Annotated in this window: 15 protein-coding genes; 9 read left to right on the forward strand and 6 right to left on the reverse strand. The window is 68.8% G+C overall.

All coding sequences use genetic code 11. The features are described 5' to 3' along the window. Positions 1-62 precede the first annotated feature (62 nt). The 4 genes from AX690_RS04465 to aroC all read right to left on the reverse strand — a co-directional run bounded on the left by AX690_RS04465 (position 63) and on the right by aroC (position 2,444). Positions 63-275 carry a hypothetical protein gene (locus AX690_RS04465; RefSeq protein WP_066680538.1) on the reverse strand — a complete coding sequence of 71 codons (213 nt, stop codon included), beginning with the start codon at positions 273-275 and terminating at the stop codon, positions 63-65. 81 nt (positions 276-356) lie between these two features. Then, the gene (locus tag AX690_RS04470) at positions 357-650 is read right to left on the reverse strand and encodes a hypothetical protein (protein WP_066680537.1); all 294 of its coding nucleotides are present in this window, start codon (positions 648-650) and stop codon (positions 357-359) included. A 21-nt stretch (positions 651-671) separates the two neighbouring features. Beyond that, positions 672-1,208, reverse strand: coding sequence for a response regulator (locus AX690_RS04475; RefSeq protein WP_066680546.1), 537 nt, complete (start codon positions 1,206-1,208; stop codon positions 672-674). A gap of 144 nt (positions 1,209-1,352) precedes the next feature. Then, the gene (aroC, locus tag AX690_RS04480) at positions 1,353-2,444 is read right to left on the reverse strand and encodes a chorismate synthase (protein WP_066680536.1); all 1,092 of its coding nucleotides are present in this window, start codon (positions 2,442-2,444) and stop codon (positions 1,353-1,355) included. Positions 2,445-2,653: 209 nt separating this feature from the next. Here aroC and AX690_RS04485 point away from each other — a divergent pair, with 209 nt between their 5' ends. Both AX690_RS04485 and AX690_RS04490 read left to right on the forward strand, forming a co-directional pair. Continuing rightward, positions 2,654-3,133 (forward strand): hypothetical protein, encoded by a 480-nt coding sequence (locus AX690_RS04485; RefSeq protein ID WP_066680534.1) that lies wholly within the window; start codon positions 2,654-2,656, stop codon positions 3,131-3,133. A gap of 65 nt (positions 3,134-3,198) precedes the next feature. Then, on the forward strand, positions 3,199-4,155 hold the full coding sequence (locus AX690_RS04490; RefSeq protein ID WP_066680533.1) for a GNAT family N-acetyltransferase: 957 nt from the start codon (positions 3,199-3,201) through the stop codon (positions 4,153-4,155). Here AX690_RS04490 and AX690_RS04495 read toward each other — a convergent pair. Then, positions 4,088-4,834 carry an EAL domain-containing protein gene (locus AX690_RS04495; protein ID WP_066680532.1) on the reverse strand — a complete coding sequence of 249 codons (747 nt, stop codon included), beginning with the start codon at positions 4,832-4,834 and terminating at the stop codon, positions 4,088-4,090. The genes AX690_RS04490 and AX690_RS04495 overlap by 68 nt on opposite strands. Positions 4,835-5,056: 222 nt before the next feature. On the opposite strand from AX690_RS04495, the gene AX690_RS04500 reads away from it, so the two are divergent. Continuing rightward, positions 5,057-7,081, forward strand: a complete 2,025-nt coding sequence (locus AX690_RS04500) for a DUF3857 domain-containing protein (RefSeq protein WP_082769501.1) — start codon at positions 5,057-5,059, stop codon at positions 7,079-7,081. Here AX690_RS04500 and AX690_RS04505 read toward each other — a convergent pair. Further along, positions 7,078-8,397: an aspartate aminotransferase family protein gene (locus tag AX690_RS04505; RefSeq protein WP_066680530.1), complete on the reverse strand. Its 1,320-nt coding sequence runs from the start codon at positions 8,395-8,397 to the stop codon at positions 7,078-7,080. The genes AX690_RS04500 and AX690_RS04505 overlap by 4 nt on opposite strands. 131 nt (positions 8,398-8,528) lie before the next feature. On the opposite strand from AX690_RS04505, the gene AX690_RS04510 reads away from it, so the two are divergent. The 6 genes from AX690_RS04510 (at position 8,529) to AX690_RS04535 (ending at position 16,325) form a co-directional block, all read left to right on the forward strand. Next, positions 8,529-9,200 (forward strand): GntR family transcriptional regulator, encoded by a 672-nt coding sequence (locus AX690_RS04510; RefSeq protein ID WP_066680528.1) that lies wholly within the window; start codon positions 8,529-8,531, stop codon positions 9,198-9,200. A gap of 58 nt (positions 9,201-9,258) precedes the next feature. Beyond that, entirely contained in the window at positions 9,259-10,749 is a 1,491-nt protein-coding gene (locus tag AX690_RS04515) for an aldehyde dehydrogenase (protein WP_066680526.1), read from the forward strand. Continuing rightward, entirely contained in the window at positions 10,746-12,200 is a 1,455-nt protein-coding gene (locus AX690_RS04520) for an NAD-dependent succinate-semialdehyde dehydrogenase (RefSeq protein ID WP_197426781.1), read from the forward strand. Before AX690_RS04515 ends, AX690_RS04520 begins: the two co-directional genes overlap by 4 nt. Continuing rightward, entirely contained in the window at positions 12,197-13,573 is a 1,377-nt protein-coding gene (locus tag AX690_RS04525; RefSeq protein ID WP_066680522.1) for an aspartate aminotransferase family protein, read from the forward strand. The genes AX690_RS04520 and AX690_RS04525 overlap by 4 nt, the downstream gene beginning before the upstream one ends. 184 nt (positions 13,574-13,757) lie before the next feature. Then, positions 13,758-15,140: a glutamine synthetase family protein gene (locus AX690_RS04530; RefSeq protein WP_066680520.1), complete on the forward strand. Its 1,383-nt coding sequence runs from the start codon at positions 13,758-13,760 to the stop codon at positions 15,138-15,140. A gap of 78 nt (positions 15,141-15,218) precedes the next feature. Further along, complete coding sequence (locus tag AX690_RS04535) at positions 15,219-16,325, forward strand: PotD/PotF family extracellular solute-binding protein (protein ID WP_066680518.1); 1,107 nt, start codon at positions 15,219-15,221, stop codon at positions 16,323-16,325. The last annotated feature ends 129 nt before the right edge of the window (positions 16,326-16,454 follow it).

Here is a 16,454-nt window from a genome sequence, read left to right on the forward strand (position 1 = left end):
CTTCCCCCTCCGTCGTCTCTTCGAGCCGACACCTCCCCCGCTAGGGGGAGGATTTAGAGGCCTTACCGCTCGTCCTTGTCCTCGCGGCTGTCGCCGGGGATGACCGCGCGACCGGCGGCGCCCACGGCCTTGCCGCCGACCTTGGCCGCGCCGCCGACGACCGCGCCCGTGACGCCGATCGCCGTGCCGGCCACCGCCGCGGCGACGCATCCGGTCTGGGACGCGGCGATCGAGATCAAAAGAACGGCGACGGGCGCGAGGCGGCGAAGGGGCATGGACGGGCTCACTCGGATGCAAGGCGCATCGTTCCCGCCCCTATGCCTCTGAATTGTGGGCGTCGGATGGCGCGGGTCCGTTCAGTAGCCCGTGCGGTTGGCGGGGTGAAGCACCGAGCGCTCCAGGCGCAAGACCTTGCCGTCCCGATCGACCTCGATCGTCGTCACGTAAAGGCCCGACAGGATGCTCTCCTCGGCCTTCACCCAGCGCAGGCGTTCGCCGCCCTCGCTGGTCGCAGCGCGGGCGGCGGGCGCGCCATAGCGGCTCAGCGCCTCGGCCCGATTGGCGGGCGGGTTGGCTGGACCATTAGGAGCAGGGGTGGTGGTGGCCAGGGTGGCGGCGGACAGCAGGGCGAGCGTCCAGGAAGCAAGCATGGCGAGGCTCCGAGCGCGCGTTTACGCCCTGGGATTGAACTTCGTTTCCGCCGGCGCGTCCACATAGGTCGAGCGGTTCTCTTCCCCGCGCCGCCACGGACCCGGGTGGCGCGGGCTGTCGCGGCGGCGGCGGTCGGGGCCGAAATAATTGCCGCTGCGCACGAACGGGCGCGGATTCTCGATCAGCTGGGTCAGGCGGTCGATCACCGCCCGCGCCGTGACGGGCTTGGCCAGGAACTCGTTGACGCCGACGTCGCAGGCCTCGTTGACCCGCCGCTCGGTCGAGTGGCCGGTGATCATGATCACGGGGGTGTAGGGATTGGGGCTCTCGGGCGCGCGACGCAGAAGCTGGACGAAGTGCAGGCCATCCAGCGGGCCCATCGAGAGGTCGGTGATCACCACATCGATGGCGGTCTGGCGCATCACGGCCAGCGCCTCGACGCCATCGGTCGCCTCGAAGACGTGGCGGACGCCGACGGCCCTCAGGATCTCCATGAGCAGAATGCGCATGTGCTGGTTGTCGTCGACCAGCAGGATTTTCAGCAGCTCGAACCGCACGACATCCACTCCCCTATTGGGCGAGCGTTACCGGCTTGTAATAACGTTGGTCAACCAAAAAGCTTTTTCATTACAATGAAAATAGCAATTTTAGTTGCTGGGCCGATGTTGGGTTGAAACGCACTCACACGTCATGCGTGAAATTCAACCTCCGGTTTGAGCCCGATGGCGCAGGAAGGCGTCGGCCAGCACGCAGGCGGTCATGGCCTCGACCACCGGCACGCCGCGAATCCCCACGCACGGGTCATGGCGACCCTTGGTGCGCAGGTCGATTTCCTCGCCCGCCTCGTTGAGGGTCTGGCGGGGGATCAGGATCGAGGATGTCGGCTTGAAGGCCACGCGCGCCACGACCGGTTGGCCCGTCGAGATGCCGCCCAGGACGCCGCCCGCGTGATTGGACAGGAACATCGGCTGGCCGTCGGGGCCCCGGCGCATGGCGTCGGCGTTGTCCTCGCCGGTCAGGGCGGCGCTGGCGAAGCCCTCGCCGATCTCGACCCCCTTGGCGGCGTTGATCGACATCAGGGCGGCGGCGAGTTCCGCGTCCAGCTTGCCGTAGAGCGGCGCGCCCCAGCCGGCCGGGACGCCGATCGCCTCGACCTCGACGATCGCGCCGGTCGACGAGCCGGCCTTGCGGATTTTCTCCAGATGCTCTTCCCAGACGGGCGCGATGGCCGCGTCGGGCGACCAATAGGGGTTCTGCTCGACCTGATCCCAGTCCCAGTTGTCGCGGTTGATCGCGTGCGGGCCGATCTGGGTCAGGGCCGCGCGGACCGTCACGCCGGGGATGACGAGACGCGCGATCGCGCCGGCCGCCACCCGCGCGGCGGTCTCGCGGGCCGAGCTGCGGCCGCCGCCGCGATAGTCGCGGACGCCGTACTTGGCGAAATAGGCGTAGTCGGCGTGGCCCGGGCGGAAGGCCTGGGCGATCTCGGAATAGTCCTTCGAGCGCTGGTCGGTGTTCTCGATCATCAGGCTGATCGGCGTTCCCGTCGTGCGCTGGCCGTTGCTGCGCTCGTCCTCGAACACGCCCGACAGGATGCGCACGGCGTCCGGCTCCTGGCGCTGGGTCACGAACTTGCCGCTGCCCGGCCGGCGCTTATCGAGAAACGCCTGGATCATCTCGGCCGTCAGCTCGATCCCGGGCGGGCACCCGTCGACCACGCAGCCCAGCGCGGGCCCATGGCTCTCGCCCCAGGTGGTGACGCGGAACAGGTGACCGAAGGTGTTGTGCGACATGGCGCGGCTTCTAGCGGAAACCGGGCGGGGGAGCAAAAGGGGGGATGAGCTTGCTCACTTGCCCCCTCCGGGCCTACGGCCCTCCTCCCCCGGAGGGGGAAGAAGGGCGCCTTCCGCCCTCGCCGGGGGCAGGTGGCGTTTGGGGGAGGTGACAGGGGTGCCATCTTGATTTACGTCTGTAGACTCAAATTACAGATGTGAGTTTCGGTATGGCGACGGATCAAGTCTCGGTCGGCGGACCCTCGCGCGAAGGTCGCGGTCGCCGTCTCTGGCGTTGGGCGGCGATCGCCGTCGGTTTGGTGGCCTTCGTCGCCTTGGGCGCCGAGATCATCGCGCGCCGAGATCGCGCCGAACAAGCCAGGCGGGATGCGTTCTGGCGCGTCGACGGACCGCCTTGCGCGCCGCTGGATCCGAAGGTCTTCCGAGGCCTGGGCCGCTATCCGCAGGTCACGCCCTATGACGAGACGCTGTACCGGCGCGCCGGCGGGGCGATGACCTGCACGCACCTGGTCGACGAGGTCGGCGGCGCCAAGGTCCGCTACCAGGTGTGCAAGTTCGACGCGCCGACCTATCTGGCCGTGGCGCAGGGCGGGCGCGAATGGTTCTTCGACCTGGGCGCGCGCCCGGCGGCGGTCACGGTGATCCAGGACGAGGTGCGCTGCGTCGTCATCCCGCCGTTCAAGATGTGACATCTCTCTTGCGCGCGAGGCGCATTCATAGCTAGCTATATAGCGCGCTATGAATGGAGGGCGGCATGGATCTTCTGGCGGGCTATGGCGTGGGGTTTCTGGGCAGCCGGCTCAAGCGCCTGGCCGAGCGGATGCAGGCCGACGCGGCTGAGGTGGCGCGGTCTCTGGACCTGCCGGTGCAGCCGGCCCAGATGTCCCTGCTGCTGACCATCCGCCTGCATGGTCCGATCGCCGTCGGCGAGCTGGCGGAGCGCCTGCAACTGGCCCAGCCCACCGTGACGCGGGCGCTGAAAAGCCTGGAGGACGACGGCTTCGTCGAGACTCGCCGCGCGCCGGGCGACGGCCGCACGCGGCGGCTGGCCCTGACGGACAAGGGGCAGGCCCTGCTGGTCCGCATCCAGACGCAGCTTCTGCCGCGCATCGAGCCGGCGGCCGCGGCGCTGGTCGCGGGGCTGGACGGCGACCTCATGCAGGGGCTGGCCAAGGTCGAGCAGCGCTTGGCAGAGGCCTCGCTGCTGAGGCGGATCGAGGCCGCCGGCCCGCCGACGATGTGGGCCCGCGACTTCTCCGACGACCTCGCCGAGGCCTTCCATCGGATCAACGCCGAGTGGATCGAGGACATGTTCACCCTCGAGGAGAACGACGTCGCCCTGCTGTCACGGCCGCGCGAGCTGATCCTGGACAAGGGCGGGGTGGTGCTGTTCGCCGAAACCCCCGAGCTGGGCGTGGTCGGGACCTGCGCCCTTATGGTCTCCAAGGACGGCTGGGTCGAGCTGACCAAGATGGGCGTTCTGAAGAGCGCCCGGGGCCTGAAGGTCGGCGAGTTCCTGCTGGCCAAGACCCTGGAGCGGGCCGCGAGCCTCGGCATGGACAAGGTCTATCTGCTGACCAATCGAAAGTGCGCGGCGGCCATCCACCTCTACGAGAAGCTGGGCTTCGTCCACGACGCCCAGATCATGCGGACCTTCGGGGCGCGCTATGAGCGCTGCGACGTGGCGATGGCGTATCGGCCGAGGGGATAGGGGCGGGGACGGCCAGGCCCTCGAACACGGGGCGGGCCAGCACGTAGCCCTGGACCAGATCAACGCCCAGGTCGCGCAGGACCGTCAGCTCCTCGACGGTCTCGACGCCCTCGCAGACGGCGGTGATGTCGAGATCCTTCAGCATGGCCAGCAGGTGCGAGACGATCGACCGCTTGGCGCGGTCGCGGTCGATATCGCGGATCAGCTCCATATCGAGCTTGACGATGTCGGGCTGGTACTTGGCCAAAAGGTTCAGCCCCGCGAAGCCGGCGCCGAAGTCGTCGATCGCGGTCTTGAAGCCCATGGCGCGATAGGTGCGCAGGATGTCCAGTACGTGCTGGGTGTCGAGCGGCTCGTTCTCGGTGAACTCGAAGATCAGCTTGTCCAGCGGAAAGCCCGTGCGCATCGCCGTCGCCAGGGTCAGGCGGATGCAGGCCCGAGGCTCGTACACCGCGTTGGGCATGAAGTTGATCGACAGATGCGCGCCGCTTTGGGCCAGGCCCAGACTGGTCGCCAGCTCGATCGCCTTCACCCGGCACTGCTGGTCGAAGACGTAGCGATTGTGCTCGGACACCGTAGACAGCACCGAGCCCGCGCCCTCGCCGCCGACGCCGCGCACCAGGGCCTCATGGGCGAACACCTGGCCCGTCGAGACGTCGACGATCGGCTGGAACGCCATGGAAAAGGGCGTCTCGAAATCCTGGCCGTCCCGACAGCCGCTGCACCCTTGGGTCACGTCCGATCTCCACCGCGATCGGACAGGATGGGGCAGAAGGGTTGAGGTCGGGTTTAGAGCGGCGTCACGGCGAACTGAAAAAGGGGTCTCGCCGACTTGAACCGGAGGTTGTTATCGCCACAATAGCGCGAGATCGGGGAGACTGGCTTGCGCTTACTGGTGTTGATGTTGACGTCCGTGCTCGCCGCAAATTCGGCGCACGCGCAATCCGACCAGATCCGACGGGGGCCTGCCCCCGACTGGGTCAAGCCATCGGACCTGCTGCCGACGCCAGACAGTCCCGACGGTCCGGTCTTCATTCGGCGCCAAGACCTGAAGGTTCACCTCGGCCCGCAGGGGCAGCAGCAGTATCTGGGCTATCGGATCAAGATCCTGCAGTCGGTGGCCCTGGAGCTCGGCAATATCTCTATCGCGTGGAATCCCCAGGCCGGCGCGCCCGTGGTGCACAAGATTCATCTGATCCGCGACGGCCAGGTCTCGGACGTGCTGAAGCAGACGTCTTTCGAGGTCCTGCGCCGCGAGGACCAGCTCGAGCAGGCCAAGCTCGACGGAACGCTGACGGCGGTGCTCCGGACGCCGGACCTTCGCGTGGGGGACGAGCTCGAGGTCGAGCTCACGACGTTCGTCGATGACCCCACCATGGGCCGCAACGAGGCGGGCCTGCTGTTCATCTCGCCCAGCCCCTCGCCGGGACGCTACCAGGTGGGTCTGAGCTGGGACGAGGGTCACGAGCCCCTCCTGAAGATGACGCCGGACATGACCCCGGCGATGGTCAAGGGCGAGCGCGCCCTGGACTTCCGCTTCGACAATCCCCCGACGCTGTCCGTCCCCAAGGACGCGCCGGCCCGATACAATTGGCGCCGCTCCGTAGAGTTCACGGACTTCGCCGACTGGGCCGCGCTTTCGCGCTACTTCGCGCCCCTCTATGCGAAGGCGGCGACGCTGGCGCCGGGCTCGGCCGTCAAGCAGGAGGCGGACCGCATCGCGAAGGCCCAGACCGCGCCGCTCGACCGCGCGCGCGCCGCGCTGAAGCTGGTCCAGCAGGACGTTCGATACATCTATGTGGGCCTCAACGCCGGCAACCTGACGCCCGTCTCCGCCGACCAGACCTGGCAGCGGCGCTATGGAGACTGCAAGGGCAAGACCGTTCTGCTGCTGGCGCTGCTGCGCGAGCTGGGCGTCGAGGCCGAGCCGGTCCTGATCAACTCGAGCGGCGATGACGGGCTGGACCAGCATCTCCCGATCCCGCAGTTCTTCGATCACGTCCTTGTCCGGGCGCGGATCGATGGCGTGACCTACTGGCTGGATGGAACGCTGCCGCCGGTGGCGCGCCCCAGCGACCGGCCCGTGTTCGCGGTCGATTGGAGCCTGCCGCTGACGGTCAAGGGCAGCCCCCTGGAGCGGCTGCCGCCCCGGGACCTCGCGACGCCCGACGAGGTCAACCTGTTCGAGATCGACGCGCGGGGCGGCTTCGACAAGCCGGCGCGCATCGTATCGACGCGGATCGTCCGCGGCGTGGCGGGCCTGCAGGAGCAGCTGCAGTTCTCGACCGTGACCTCCGGGCAGCTGCTGGACGCCTTCCGCCAGCGCGCGGTCGGGGAGACCTGGCAGACGATCGACGACGTGCGATGGCGCTATGACGAGAAGGCCCAGGCCAGCATCCTGACGATCAGCGGCACGGGGACCGTCGACTGGGAGAACGAGGGCAGCGGCGCCCGGTCGCTGGTGCTGCCCGGCGGCGGCTTCAGCCCTCCGGAGCGGAGGATTCGCGCCGACGATAAGAGCAAGGACGTCCCGTTCTACATGGCCCCTGAGTATGAGTGCCACGTCACGACGGTGCGGACGCCGCTTTCGACGCAGCCCCGGCAGTGGTCGTCGAAGGCGAGCTACGACACGCGCCTTTTCGGCAGGAATTACTATCGCGCGTGGGAGCTGAGGGACGGGGCTATTCGCATGGTTCGCGGCTCGCGGGTCGAGCAGCCCGAGATCGACGCGGCCACCGCCCAGCGCGACAACGCCCGCATCGCCAGCTTCGACAACAGCATGGGCGTGATCTACTACGACCCGACCGGAAAAAAGCCGTTCGTCGGCGACGGCGAGACCGTGCCCGCCACCTATGACTTCGACTGGACGGCCAGCGACGTGCCCTGCAAGGGGGCGGTCAAGCGGCCGTCTGCCCCCAAGCCCTAGTCCACCCGTCCCAGCACCGTCCGGATCGTCTCGACCATGCGGTCGATGTGGGCCTTCTCCAGGATCAGGGGCGGGGACAGGGCGATGATGTCGCCCGTGACGCGGATCAGCAGGCCTTCGTCGAAGCAGGTCTCGAAGACCTCCATGGCCCGGGCGGTCGGGGCGCCGGGGCGGGGGGCGAGCTCGATCCCGGCGACGAGGCCCAGGTTGCGGACGTCGATCACGTGGCGGGCGTCCGCCAAGCCGTGGACGGCGTCCCGCCAGTAGCCCTCGAGGCCGGCGGCGCGGGCGAAGAGGTCGTCCTCCTGGTAGGTCTCCAGCGTCGCCAGGCCCGCCGCGCAGGCCAGCGGGTGGGCCGAATAGGTGTAGCCGTGGAAGAGCTCGATCGGGGCGTCCGCGCCCTCCATCATCGCGTCGTAGATCTGGCCGGAGGCGGCGACCGCGCCGCAGGGTACGGCGGCGTTGGTCAGGCCCTTGGCCATGCAGATCAGGTCGGGCGTGACCCCGAAGCGGTCGGCTGCGAAGGGGGCTGAGACGCGGCCGAACCCGGTGATCACCTCGTCGAAGATCAGCAGGATATCGTGCTTGTCGCAGATGGCCCGCAGGCGCTCCAGATAGCCCTTGGGCGGGATCAGCACGCCGGTGGAGCCGGCCACCGGCTCGACGATCACCGCGGCGATGTTGGAGGCGTCGTGCAGGGCGACGATCTTCTCAAGTTCGTCGGCCAGATGCGCGCCGTGCTCCGGCTGGCCCTTGGCGAAGGTGTTGCCGGGCAGGCCGTGGGTGTGGGGCAAATGGTCGACGCCGGTCAGCAGGCTGCCGAAGTACATGCGGTTCTTCGGAATGCCGCCGACCGAGATGCCGCCGAAGCCGACGCCGTGATAGCTGCGCTCGCGCCCGATCAGCCGGGTCTTGGTCCCCTTGCCCCGGGCGCGGTGGTAGGCCAGGGCGATCTTCAGCGCCGTGTCGACCGACTCCGAGCCTGAGTTGGTGAAGAAGATGCGATCGAGGCCCGCCGGGGTGATCTGCGCCAGGCGCGAGGCGAACTGGAAGGCCAGAGGGTGGCCCATGTTGAAGCAGGGCGCGTAGTCCATCTCGGCCGCTTGGCGCTGGATCGCCTCGCGGATTTTCGGGCGGTCGTGGCCGGCGTTGACGCACCAGAGGCCCGAGGTCGCGTCCAGCACCTCGCGGCCCTCCGGCGTGCGGTACCACATGCCGCTGGCCGAGGAGAGCATCCGCGGATGGGCCTTGAACCGCCGGTTCGGCGTGAACGGCATCCAGAAGGCGTCGAGGTCGTTGGCGCCGAAGTCGGGCATGGCGGTGGTCCTCCAAGCGCGTCAGGCGAAGTGTGTGCGGTTCGCCGCCCGGACGCGCGCCACTGAGAGTAGCGCTTGCATTGTGATCGCAATTACGCGCCAACTTGCAAGCCCCTCACGGAAAGTCCGGGATGAAGACCCGCAAGCCGCTCGCCGATCAGACAGCCGTGCATGACCAGGTCTACGAGGCGATCCGCCAGGCCCTGATCACCGGCCGCATCGCGCCGGGCAAGGGCGTGTCCCTGCGCAGCCTGGCCGCCGAGCTGGGCGTCTCGCCGATGCCGGTGCGCGACGCGGTGCGGCGGCTGGCGGCCGAGCGGGCTCTCGCGATCAATCCGGCCAACAAGCGCCTGTCGGTTCCCTCGCTGACCGCCGACCGGCTGGAGCAGCTGGCGATGGCCCGCCTGTGGGTCGAGCCGGAGCTGGCGGCGCGGGCGGCGCTGAACGCCGACGCCAGCCTGGCTCGCCAGTTGCAGGCCATCGACGCCGATGTCGACGAGGCCCTGCGGCTGGGCGATGTCGACCGCTACATGACCGCCAACCACGCCTTCCACTTCGCGATCTACGAGCGGGCTGGGGCCGAGGTGCTGGAGGCCATGGCCGGCGGCCTGTGGCTGCAGGTCGGGCCGTTCATGCGGGTGGTGTTCGGGCGGGTGGGGGCCGATGGCCTGGCCGCCGACCGCCACGCCGAGGCCATCGCCGCCCTCAAGGCCAAGGACGCCGACGGCGCCCGCCGCGCTATCGCGGCTGACCTTTCCGAAGGCATGGATAAGATGCGCGCGGCCGTGGAGGCGCTCGCGTGAGCCGCCGGCTTGACAGCGGCCAAGCCCGCGCGAACTGTGATCACAATAAGAGGGATCAATGACCCTGCCCGCCGACATCGCCGAGCGCCTGGCGCGTCTTGCTCTTCCGAGCCAGGCGGTGATCGACGGCGCTCACGTCGACGCGATCTCGGGCGAGACCTTCGACAACCTCTCGCCGCGCGACGGCAAGCTGCTGAACAAGGTCACGGCCTGCCAGAAGGAGGACGTGGCCCTGGCGGTGTTCGCCGCCCGCACGGCCTTCGAGGACGGCCGCTGGCGCGACCAGGGCCCGCGCGCCAAGAAGGCGGTGCTGTTCCGCCTGGCCGAGCTGATGGAGCGCGACGCCGACGAGCTGGCGCTGCTCGAAAGCCTCGACGTCGGCAAGCCGATCAGCGACGCCCGCAATGTCGACGTGCCGCTGGCGATCAACACCTGCCGTTGGTACGCCGAGGCGCTGGACAAGGTCTATGGCGAGGTCGGCGCCTCGCCGGTCGACCGCCTGAGCTACGCCGTCCACGAGCCGCTGGGCGTGATCGGGGCGATCGTGCCGTGGAACTTCCCGCTGCACATGGCGATGTGGAAGGTCGCCCCGGCCCTGGCCATGGGCAATTCGGTGGTGCTGAAGCCCGCCGAGGAGTCGCCGCTGACGGCCCTGAAGCTGGGGGCGCTGGCCCTTGAGGCGGGGCTCCCGGCCGGGGTGCTCAACGTCGTCCCCGGCTTCGGCGCGGTGACCGGCGAGGCGCTCGCCCTGTCGATGGAGGTCGACATGATCGCCTTCACCGGCTCGGGCCCAATCGGCCGCAAGCTGATGGAATATTCGGCCCGCTCAAACCTGAAGCGGATCAGCCTGGAACTGGGCGGCAAGTCGCCCCAGATCGTCTTCGCCGACTGTCCCGACCTGGAAGCCGCCGCCCAGTCCGCCGCCTGGGGCGTGTTCTATAACCAGGGCGAGGTCTGCACCGCCGCCTCGCGCCTCCTGGTCGAGGCCTCGATCAAGGAGGCCTTTGTCGAGCGCGTGGCCGAGGTCGCCAAGGGCATGAAGGTCGGCGATCCGCTGGATCCCTCGACCCAGTTCGGCGCCATGGTCAGCGAGCGGCAGATGAACACCGCGCTCGGCTATATCGCCATCGCCGGAACGCAGGGCGCGCGGCGGGTGCTGGGCGGCGGCCAGGTGCTGAAGGAGACCGGCGGCTTCTATGTCGAGCCGACCATCTTCGACCGCCTGCAGCCCAGCCATGCCCTGGCCCGCGAAGAGGTGTTCGGCCCTGTGCTGGGGGTGATGAGCTTCACTACCGCGGACGAGGCGATCGCCCTGGCCAACGACACGGTCTATGGCCTGGCGGCGGGCCTGTGGACGTCCGACGTCAACCGCGCCCTGCGCGGCGCGCGGCGGCTGAAGGCGGGGCTGGTCTGGGTCAACGGCTGGGACGCCTGCGACATCACCATGCCGTTCGGGGGCTTCAAGCAGTCGGGCTTCGGCCGCGACCGCAGCCTTCATGCGTTGCACAAGTACGCCGACTTGAAGTCGGTGTCCGTGACGCTGAGGTGACCTCCATGACACTCAATCTCGTTGAAACCGAAGCCTTCATCGATGGCCTCTGGGTCCAGGGCGACAAGACCTTCGACGTGCTCAATCCCGCCGATGGAACGGTGATCGCCAAGGTCGCCGACCTGGGCGCGGACGAGACGACGCTGGCCATCGACGCCGCCCATCGCGCCTTCCCCGCCTGGGCCGCGCGGACGGCCAAGGAGCGCGGGGCGATCCTGCGCAGGTGGAGCGACCTGATGCTCGCCCACGCCGACGATCTGGCCCGCCTGATGACCGCCGAGCAGGGCAAGCCGCTGGCCGAGGCCAAGGGCGAGGTCGTCTACGGCGCGGCGTTCATCGACTGGTTCGCCGAGGAGGCCAAGCGCGCCTACGGCCACACGATCCCCACGCCGATGCCGGGCAAGCGGCTGGCCTCGATCAAGCAGCCGGTCGGCGTCTGCGCCGCGATCGCGCCGTGGAACTTCCCGATCGCCATGATCACCCGCAAGGTCGGTCCGGCCCTGGCCTCGGGCTGCACCGTGGTGGTCAAGCCGGCGGCCGAGACGCCGCTGTGCGCTCTCGCCATCGCGCGCCTGGCGATCGAGGCGGGCGTGCCAGCCGGCGTGCTGAACGTGGTGACGACCACCCACTCCAGCGCCGTCGGCAAGACGCTGTGCGACGACGGCCGGGTGCGGAAGCTGTCGTTCACCGGCTCCACCCCGATCGGCAAGGTGCTGTACGAGCAGTGCGCCGGCACGATGAAGAAGCTCTCCCTGGAGCTGGGCGGCAACGCGCCCTTCATCGTCTTCGACGACGCCGACCTGGAGGCCGCCGTCGACGGCGCGATCGCCTCCAAGTACCGCAATACCGGTCAGACCTGCGTCTGCGCCAACCGGCTGATCGTACAGTCGGGCATCCACGACGCCTTCGTCGCGCGCCTCGCGGAAAAGGTCGCGGCGATGAAGGTGGGCGCAGGCACGGGCGAGGGCGTCCAGATCGGTCCGCTGATCAACGAGAAGGCCATCCAGAAGGTGGAAGCCCTGGTCCGCGAGGCCGTGGCCGGCGGCGCCAAGGCGGTGGTCGGCGGCGATCGTCACAGCCTGGGCGGCCTCTTCTACCAGCCGACCGTGCTGTCGGGCGCGACGCCCGCCATGCGCCTCTTCAACGAGGAGATCTTCGGTCCGGTCGCGCCGGTGGTGAAGTTCGAGACCGAGCAGGAAGCCATCGACCTGGCCAACGCCACGCCGTTTGGCCTGGCGTCCTACTTCTACAGCCGCGACGTCGCCCGCTGCTGGCGCGTGGCCGAGAAGATCGAGGCTGGCATGGTCGGCATCAACGAAGGCCTGATCTCCACCGAGGTCGCGCCGTTCGGCGGGGTCAAGGAAAGCGGCCTGGGCCGCGAGGGCTCGTCCGAGGGGCTCGAGGAGTATCTGGAGACCAAGTACCTGTGCTTTGGCGGGGTGGCTGGATGAGCCAAGCCGCCGTCGCCGCCCGTCCGCTATCCGACCTGCTGGCCGCCGAACGCGCGCGGTTCACGGCCGAGCATCCGCGCTCGGTCGCCATGGCCAAGGCGGCGGCCGCGCACTGGCGCGGTGGGGCGCCGATGCACTGGATGAACGACTGGGCCAGCCCCAGCCCGATCTTCGCCGCCCAGGGCGTCGGGGCGCAGATCACCGACGTCGACGGTAAGCTTTATGACGACTTCTGCCTGGGCGACACGCCGTCGATGTTCGGGCACGGCGATCCGTCCGTCGCGGCGGCGGTGTCCGACCAGATCAAGCGCGGCGCGGGCTTCATGCTGCCGACGCCTTCCGCCGCCATCGTCGGCAAGCTGCTGGCCCAGCGCTTCGGCCTGCCGCTGTGGCAGACGGCGACGACGGCCAGCGACGCCAACCGCGCGGCGATCCGCTGGGCGCGGGCGGTCACCGGCCGACCCGTGATCCTGGTGTTCGACGGCTGCTATCACGGCATGGTCGACGACGCTTTCGTGGTGTTGAAGGACGGCCCAGGGGGAGCAGAGCCGGTCATGAAGCCGGGCCTCTTGGGCCAGGTCCATGACCTGACCGCGACCACTTGGGTGGTCCCTTTCAACGACCTCGCCGCGCTGGAGATGGCCCTGGCCTCGGACCAGGTCGCCGCCGTCCTGGCCGAGCCGGTGATGACCAATTGCGGGATGATCCTGCCCGAGCCCGGCTTCCACGCGGCCCTGCGCCGCCTGACCCGCGACGCCGGGACCCTGCTGATCATCGACGAGACCCACACCATCTCGACCGGCCCCGGCGGCTATACCCGCGCCCACGGCCTGGAGCCGGACGTCTTCGTGCTGGGCAAGGCCATCGCCGGCGGGGTGCCGGCCGCGGTCTGGGGCGTCACCGCCGAGCTGTCGGCGCGGATGGACGAGGCCCAGGCGCGGATCGGGCCTGGCCAGTCCGGCATCGGCACCACGCTCTCGGGCAATGCGCTGGCCATGGCCGCCATGCGCGCCATGCTGACCGAAGTGATGACCGACGCGGCCTACGCCAAGATGCTGGCCGGCGCCGAGCGGCTGGTGGCGGGGCTGAACGGCGTGATCGCGGCGCGCGGGCTGCCCTGGTCCGTCGTCCATGTCGGCGCGCGGGTGGAGCTGGTTTTCGCCGATCCGCCGCCCCGCAACGCCGCCCACATGCGAAAAGTGCTGGACCACGAGGCCGTGGAAGCGCTGCATCTGTGGCTGATCAACCGAGGGGTGCTGATCGCGCCCTTCCACAACATGATGCTGGTCTCGCCCGTCACCGACGACGCGGCGATCGACCGGCTGGTCGCGGCCGTGGACGGCTTCGCGGCGGAGATGGGGGAGATGAACTGATGAGCGGCGCGATATTCGAAACCCTCTCCCAGAGGGAGAGGGCGGGGCCCAAGGCGAAGCCTTGGGAGGGAGAGGGGTTTCACCCTCGACCGGTTTCGCGCCCTGACTTTTCCGGAAAGGCTGTACCCCCTCGCCCCCCCACGTCCTGTGGACGCGGGTCCCGCCCTCTCCCTCTGGGAGAGGGATCATGGTGATGGTCGCCGACCTCAAGGAATGCCAGGACTTCCTGGCCGCCAATCCGCAGGTGCGGTTCGTGGAGGTGTTCTTCACCAGCATGACCGGCGTGCCGCGCGGCAAGCGGCTGCGGGTCCATGAGCTGGAGGCGATCTACAGCTACGGCCGCTTCCTGCCGGGCTCGATCCTGGTGGTCGACACCACCGGCGCCGACTGCGAGGACACAGGGCTCGTCTGGGAAGACGGCGACGCCGACCGCCGCGCGCGGCCCGTGCCCGGGACCCTGACGCTGGCGCCATGGCTGGGCCCCGACGTCGCCCAGGTGATGCTGTCGCTGTACGAGCTGGACGGGACGCCCAACGATCTGGACCCGCGCCACGTGCTGCAACGCGTGCTGGACCGCTACGCCGCCGACGGCCTGACGCCGGTCGCGGCCTGCGAACTCGAATACTATCTCGTCGACCTGCAGCGCGGCCCGCGCGGCGAGCTGCTGCCCGCCAAGTCGGCCCTGACCGGCATGGCGCCCACGGGGATCCAAGTCTACGGCCTGCCCGAGCTGGAGGCCCATGCCCCGTTCCTGCGCGAGCTGTGGGACACGGCCGACACCATTGGCGTTCCTTTGGAAGGCGCGATCTCGGAGTTCGCGCCGGGCCAGGTCGAGCTCACTTTGATGCACAAGCCCGACGCCCTGCGCGCGGCCGACGACGCGGTGCTTTACAAGCGCGCGGCCAAGGGCGTGGCTCTGCGCCACGGCTGCGAGGCGACCTTCATGGCCAAGCCCTGGAGCGACCGGGCCGGCAACGGTTTCCACGTCCATCTCAGCGTCAACGACGCGGCGGGAAACAACCTCTGCGCCAGCGAGGACCTCGAGGGCTCGGACCTGCTCAAGCACGCGATCGGCGGCATGAAGGCGCTGCTGGGCGAGGGCATGGCGATCCTGGCGCCGAACGCCAACAGCTATCGCCGCTTCAAGGCCAACAGCTACGCGCCGGTGGCGCCGACCTGGGGCGTCAACAACCGCACCGTCAGCCTGCGCGTGCCCGCCGGTCCGCCCAAGACCCGCCACGTCGAGCACCGCGTGGCCGGCGCCGACGGCAATCCGTACCTGGTGCTGGCGGTGCTGCTGGCCAGCGCCCACCACGGCATCAAGAACAAGCTCGATCCCGGCCCGGCCGTGGTCGGCGACGGCTACGCGGCGGCGGCCAAGGAGAACATCCGCCTGCCCAACAACTGGTTCGCGGCGGTCGACCTGTTCGAGCGGTCGGACGTGCTGCGCGACTACCTCGGCGATCGTTTCGTGGACATGTTCGTGTCGGTGAAGCGCACGGAACAGGCGCGTTTCTTCGAGGTGGTCACGGAACTGGATTTCGATTGGTACCTGCGCAACGCCTGACGGCGCGGCGATGTAGCGTGATTTCGGCTGCGGGCCGCGCCCGCTCTTGAACGAAGCGAATAGGGGAGTTTCGAGACGATGAGCACGATCACCCAGCGGGGACTTCAAAAGGCGGGCCTGAACCGCCGCTCGCTCCTGACGGCCACCGGCGCCGCCGCGATCGGCCTGACCTTCACCGCCTGCGGCGAGAAGCCCAAGGCCACGCCCGGCGGCGAAGAGCCCAAGCTGAACTTCTACAACTGGGACACCTATATCGGCGAAACCACGCTGGGCGATTTCAAGAAGGCCACCGGCGTCGACGTGAACATGAGCCTGTTCGCGACCAACGACGAGCTGTTCGCCAAGCTGAAGGCCGGCAACCCCGGCTTTGACGTGATCGTCCCGTCGAACGAGTTCGTGACCCGCATGAGCCAGGCCGGCATGCTCGAGCCGCTGGATCACGCCAAGATCCCGAACATCAAGAACATCGACCCGTCGTTCCTGAATCCGGACTTCGACCCGGGTCGCAAGTACTCGATGCCCTACACCTGGCTGCTGCTGGGCATCGGCTATCGCAAGAGCAAGGTTCAGGGCGCGCCCGACAGCTGGAAGTGGCTGTTCGACAGCGACAAGTACAAAGGCCGCATCGCCCTCCTGTCCGAGAGCGCCGACCTGGTGCGGCTGACCGCCAAGTACCTGGGCCACTCGGTCAACAACATCCCCGAGGACATGCTGCCCAAGATCGAGCAGATGCTGATCAAGCAGAAGCCGTTCGTGAAGGCCTTCCACGACGACAATGGCCAGGACCTGCTGGCCTCGGGCGAGGTGGACCTGGTCCTCGAATACAACGGCGACATCGCCCAGGTGATGAAGGACGACCCGGACCTCGACTTCGTGGTGCCGAAGGAGGGATCGCTGATCAACTCCGACACCCTGTGCATCCCGAAGGGCGCGCCGCGGCCCAACAACGCCCACGCCTTCATCAACTACCTGCTGGACGCGCAGGCCGGGGCCGAGATCAGCAAGACGATCCTGTATCCGACCCCGAACGCGGCGGCCAAGGCGCTGATGCCGGACGACTACAAGAACAACAAGGTCATCTTCCCGCCCGCCGACGTCATGGCCAAGTGCGAGTACGGCGCCTTCGAGGGCGCGGAAAAGGCCAGCCAGTACGAGGAACTGATCACCCGGGTGCGGGCGGCGTAAGGGAGCCGAGGATGCTCCCCCGCGATGCGGGGGAGCTGTCGCGGAGCGACTGAGGGGGCGAACACGGCGAGGGGCCAGCTCGCCCCCTCCGGCCCTCTGGGCCACCTCCCCCGCGTCGCGGGGGAGGAT

The sequence above is a fragment of the Caulobacter sp. CCH9-E1 genome (assembly GCF_001556515.1).
Lineage (GTDB): Bacteria > Pseudomonadota > Alphaproteobacteria > Caulobacterales > Caulobacteraceae > Caulobacter.